The 4,442-nt window shown below is 39.4% G+C and carries 4 protein-coding genes and 1 pseudogene; 1 reads left to right on the forward strand and 4 read right to left on the reverse strand.

The annotated features are described in order from the left end of the window. A partial coding sequence (locus tag Q0688_RS02960) for a hypothetical protein (RefSeq protein WP_299073027.1) occupies positions 1-438 on the reverse strand: 438 nt, incomplete at its 3' end. A 76-nt stretch (positions 439-514) separates the two neighbouring features. Next, positions 515-1,120: pseudogene (locus Q0688_RS02965) on the reverse strand (TRAP transporter large permease subunit); the annotation flags it as partial. A gap of 87 nt (positions 1,121-1,207) precedes the next feature. On the opposite strand from Q0688_RS02965, the gene Q0688_RS02970 reads away from it, so the two are divergent. Beyond that, positions 1,208-1,807, forward strand: coding sequence for a PhoH family protein (locus Q0688_RS02970; protein ID WP_299073029.1), 600 nt, complete (start codon positions 1,208-1,210; stop codon positions 1,805-1,807). Positions 1,808-2,138: 331 nt separating this feature from the next. On the opposite strand, the gene Q0688_RS02975 is transcribed toward Q0688_RS02970, so the two are convergent. Further along, positions 2,139-3,446 (reverse strand): IS5 family transposase, encoded by a 1,308-nt coding sequence (locus Q0688_RS02975; RefSeq protein ID WP_299073031.1) that lies wholly within the window; start codon positions 3,444-3,446, stop codon positions 2,139-2,141. Between the two features lie 148 nt (positions 3,447-3,594). Continuing rightward, a partial coding sequence (locus Q0688_RS02980; protein WP_299073033.1) for a translocation/assembly module TamB domain-containing protein occupies positions 3,595-4,442 on the reverse strand: 848 nt, incomplete at its 5' end.

The following is a 4,442-nucleotide window of genomic DNA, read 5'->3' on the forward strand; positions in this document are numbered from 1 at the left end:
ATCGCGTTGTCTTTGTGCTTTTTCTTCGGCTACTTTGGCTTTGGCAATGGAGTCTTTTCTACGTTTTGCCTTTTCTTCATCACTATTCCATATTATCTCCTTTAACCGTTTCTTCCTGTTTTCTCTTTCTTCAATAAGTTTTTTTCTTGCTTCTTCTTGGTAATCATAATATAAATCCATCATGTCTTCATTAATCAATAGAAAATCAGAATTTAAAAACCCAGTCCATTCTTTGTATTTTATTTTGTAATTATCTTTTCCTAAATAATCTAAAACAACGCATTTTTCATTTTTTTTGAATTGCGCCAACGGTTTTGAAGATTCGTTTAAACCATCGTACAGCGTACCGTTTTCAATAAATTTCGTAGCGATAGAAGCATCTTGTGAAAAGATACTATTAGATAGTAAAATGCAGATAAGTAGGCAGAGATTTTTCATAATATTCTATTGCTAAACTAGTAAAAAATATGATAACTAATCAAACAAAGAAAACCAACAATTATCTTTGGTGTGTTTATAAATCAAACAAACTGGGTAGCCACAAACTTAATTCTGGGAAATAGGTTACCAAAAACAAGGCCACTATCATGGCAATAAAAAGCGGTAATAATGGTTTTATAACCTTTTCTATGGTTGTACCTGCAATGCCTACGCCTACAAACAGTACGGAACCGACGGGTGGTGTACATAAACCGACGCTTAAATTCATAACCATTATAATGCCGAATTGGATAGGATCCATGCCTAATTCTACAATAATCGGTAAAAATATGGGTGTAAAGATTAGCACCGCGGGCGTCATATCCATAAATACACCAACAAACAATAGTATTAAATTGATGATTAAAAGGATAACTATTGGGTTGTCGCTTACCGTCAATAAAACCGAACTGATACTTTGCGGAATGTTTTCGTAAGACATCACCCAAGACATACTCATTGATGCGCCTATTAAAAGCATTACAATAGCCGTTGTGCCACAAGAATCCAATAATATTTGCGGGAGGTCTTTATATTTTATTTCTTTATATACAAACCCTAAAATAAGAGTGTACAGTACCGCTATTGCGGAAGCTTCGGTAGCTGTAAAAATACCAGCTACAATTCCTCCAATTACAACAAACTTAATAAATTTACTTCCTAATGTTCAAAAATGGGTTTATGCTTAAATTAAGAGCAGTTAATTTAAGAGGTTTATATACATATTTTGGAAATACAAGCTACTAAAACTCAGTTGAAATTATCCCCTTGCAACAACACAAGATTAGCTAATTTATGTGGTAATCTAGATGAACATATCCACCATATAGAAAAGCGCCTCCATGTAGAAATTAGCAACCGAGGTGATATATTCTACATTTCTGGCGAAGACGAAAAGATCTCCCAGGCCAAAAAAGTATTGGAATATCTATATACTCAAACCAAAAATAATAAGAATTTAAAACCAGAGCAAGTACATCTAGCAGTGCAACAAATAAAAGCTGATCAATATCAAACCGACGAAGGTAAAACTGGCACGTCTTCTAAGTTACCACACAACATAGCCACTCCAAACGGCATGATTACCTTAAGAAATTTGAATCAAAAAGAATACATTCACAATATATTTAACAGAGAGATAAATTTTGGAATTGGCCCTGCCGGTACTGGAAAAACTTATCTTGCAGTAGCTGCAGCAGTTGCTGCACTAGAACAACAAAGAGAATTGTTGGAAAACAAGGAAAAACGACTAAAAGAGAAAGCAGATTATCAATTCCGTTGTGCCAACTCGATCTATCAACTAAGCTATTTTTATTCTCAAATTTAATCGCAGTATCTTTTACCTTCGTGCAGGTATAAGTGTAGACATACCTCCCTATTTACAGAGCCTAACTCTCTAAATTGAGTATTAGCTGTTAGAAGTGTGCTCGGGTTTGCCGAACTCTTGGCGACAAGGCCTAAATTTCCCGTTGTACTGCATCCTGAAAGGAAAAATACACTGATTATCAATAGGTAAATAAATCTTCTCATTGCGACTTCTTTTTTCGTTGGAATTATAATTAGTCGGCCCTGAAAAAGTTTTGCCTGAACAATTTTCAAAGTAACAGATCGGAACCATGCTTGCCTGTTAGAAAATCCAATCTGTGTACTCTGAAGTTTTACTGTTTTGCGTCTGTCATTGCCATTTTTCCCCATGGAAAAAAGAACCAAAAAATGGCCATCAGCCATTTGTTCAAGTTCCACGCAGCAGCAGCCATCAGTAGGTTGATATGATCACCTATCGCACCTTTCAGGTAATTTCTCGCCATCCTGAAGTCTGATTTTAAGTGGCCAATGATGGGTTCTATTGCTGCTCGCCTTTTGCATTGTTTTCGTTTTTTGTCCTTTTGGTAGCGAGTGTCTTTCTTGAGTGCTTTTTTCGGTAGGATAATCTGAGTTCCGTTGACGCAACTTTTGCCGCGATAGCCTCGGTCACACACGCCTTGTTTGGCTGCTTTGCCACGTGATGCTTCAACGTGGGTGAGAATTTCTGGTAGGGTGTGACTGTCATGCAGATTCTGTTCATGACTGACAACGCCAACAATGATATTGCTGGTTGCCGTACTGGCAATGGATGCTTTGCTGCCATATTCGTAAGCTTTGTGATCTTTGCCTTTGGCGATGCAATAGGCCTTGGGTTCGTGCAGGGAGTAAATCTTGTTCTTGTCTTTGGGCTGTTGGCTTAACACCCGCTCATACAGCAAAAAGTCCTGTTGGTAACAATCAAACAGATAATGCTGCGGCAGTTCTCTTCTGAGTTCTCGAATCAACGAGCGAGCGATTGTTCTGAGGCGCTTCAGTGCTTTTCTAGCTTTGACTCTTTTCTTCACATGGCGGAAATGGCGTATGCTCAAACGCAAGGACTTTACTTCTTTGACATAGGTACGCCGTTGCTGAAATCCATGTGCTTTGGCAAGCTTGTTCAGTCGATTAATAATCTTAATGGCCAACTTACTGTCCGTCGGATAGGTGATGTTTTTCTCGTGAACCGTGGTATCGATATTGATCACATCTTCTTGAGCCGAATCTCCGTGCAAGCTAACGCTCATCTGAAATATCTGCTCAAAACCAGCTTTGCCAATACGTTTACGAAAATGCACTAACTCTGTGCTGTGGCATGGCAATTCTCTTTGATATTCCCTCATGCCACAAAATGCCTGGTAGTAAGGATTGCGTTTCCACTGCACAACGACCTTTTCATCGCTCAAGTTTTCCAACTGCTTGAGAAGCAACAATCCAACCATTAAACGTATTGGCTTGCTCGGGGCACCAATAGCTTCTTTGTAATAAAATGAGAAAGTTGTTTCAAAATGAACCCAGGGTATGACTGCGGATAATTTGAGGAGCGGATCGTTTGGATCAAGCTGTAAAAGTAGATCCGTGCCAAATAGATTTGTTTGATGAGAAGAGCTGCTTTGAGTAAGCATTTTTGTTAACCATTTCGACCAGAAAATATAGTGCTATTTTAACATTTCCGGTCGAAATGATCACGAAAAATATACCTGTTGTTTCGCATTATCAGTGTGTTAAGTTAATATTAAGGGTCGACTAGTTAGGTGATGCAAAGTGTATAACTCAATCAAACTGAAAAATATAAAACACATCAACCGCACTATCTAAACCCGCTTGAGTCACGACGTTTACTTTGGGTGTCAATTTGTAGGTGAGTTTTGTGATGCCGATGTTTGCAGTGGTGAGTCCACGTTCATAGCTCAGGTAGACGCGTGATGAAATACGTTTTCCGACGGTGCCAATTTGGCTGGTGAGTGGGTTACTGCCGCTACTGCCCTGCCTGAAGGATATTTCGTCAACGCCCAAGGTGCGACTGAGTTGTTGCGTGAGTCCTTCGCCGGATGATTGCCCACCTAAAATAGAGTTAGCTGCCGTGAGTAGTAGTGCTGTGTCTACATTGCCTGAATTAAGTGCTCGCCCAAAAACAATCCAAGATAATTTTTCTGCGTCTGATACATTAGGCGTGGAGACTAAGCGTATGGCGGGGCGTCGAACAGAACCTAGAATTTCTACGCCGGCTTTTACAGAAAGGCCTTTGCGCATGGCTAAAATGTTTAATCCGGGATCATCTAGAGGGCCATTAAAATTCAACATGCCACGATCAACGGTTAAATACTGACCATAAGCCAAGTATTTTGCTTTGCTAGTAGCAATGGTGCCCGTTGCCATTAAGTTGTTATGTTCGTTGGTTTCTAAATGCAAGCCACCTTTTAAGCGGCCTTCGAGACCTGCCGCACGGATATAAAAATGTTTACCCAGATCAATGGTTGTATCTAACTTGACAGTTAAGTTTTTTGTTGTGTCCGGCGTTTCATTGCTAATAATAATGTCAGTAGCTAATTGTGGTCGTGTGTTTGGTGGTCGTATCAGAATGCCTGCATTGGCTTTAATATTGCTTTTTAACGAGAGCG

Origin of the sequence: uncultured Paraglaciecola sp., assembly GCF_937123705.1 — a bacterium.
GTDB lineage: Bacteria > Pseudomonadota > Gammaproteobacteria > Enterobacterales > Alteromonadaceae > Paraglaciecola.

Bases quoted from the DNA above. Each gene is read 5' to 3' on its own strand.
- Q0688_RS02975 (WP_299073031.1), bottom strand. From the start codon at position 3,446: ATGCTTACTCAAAGCAGCTCTTCTCATCAAACAAATCTATTTGGCACG.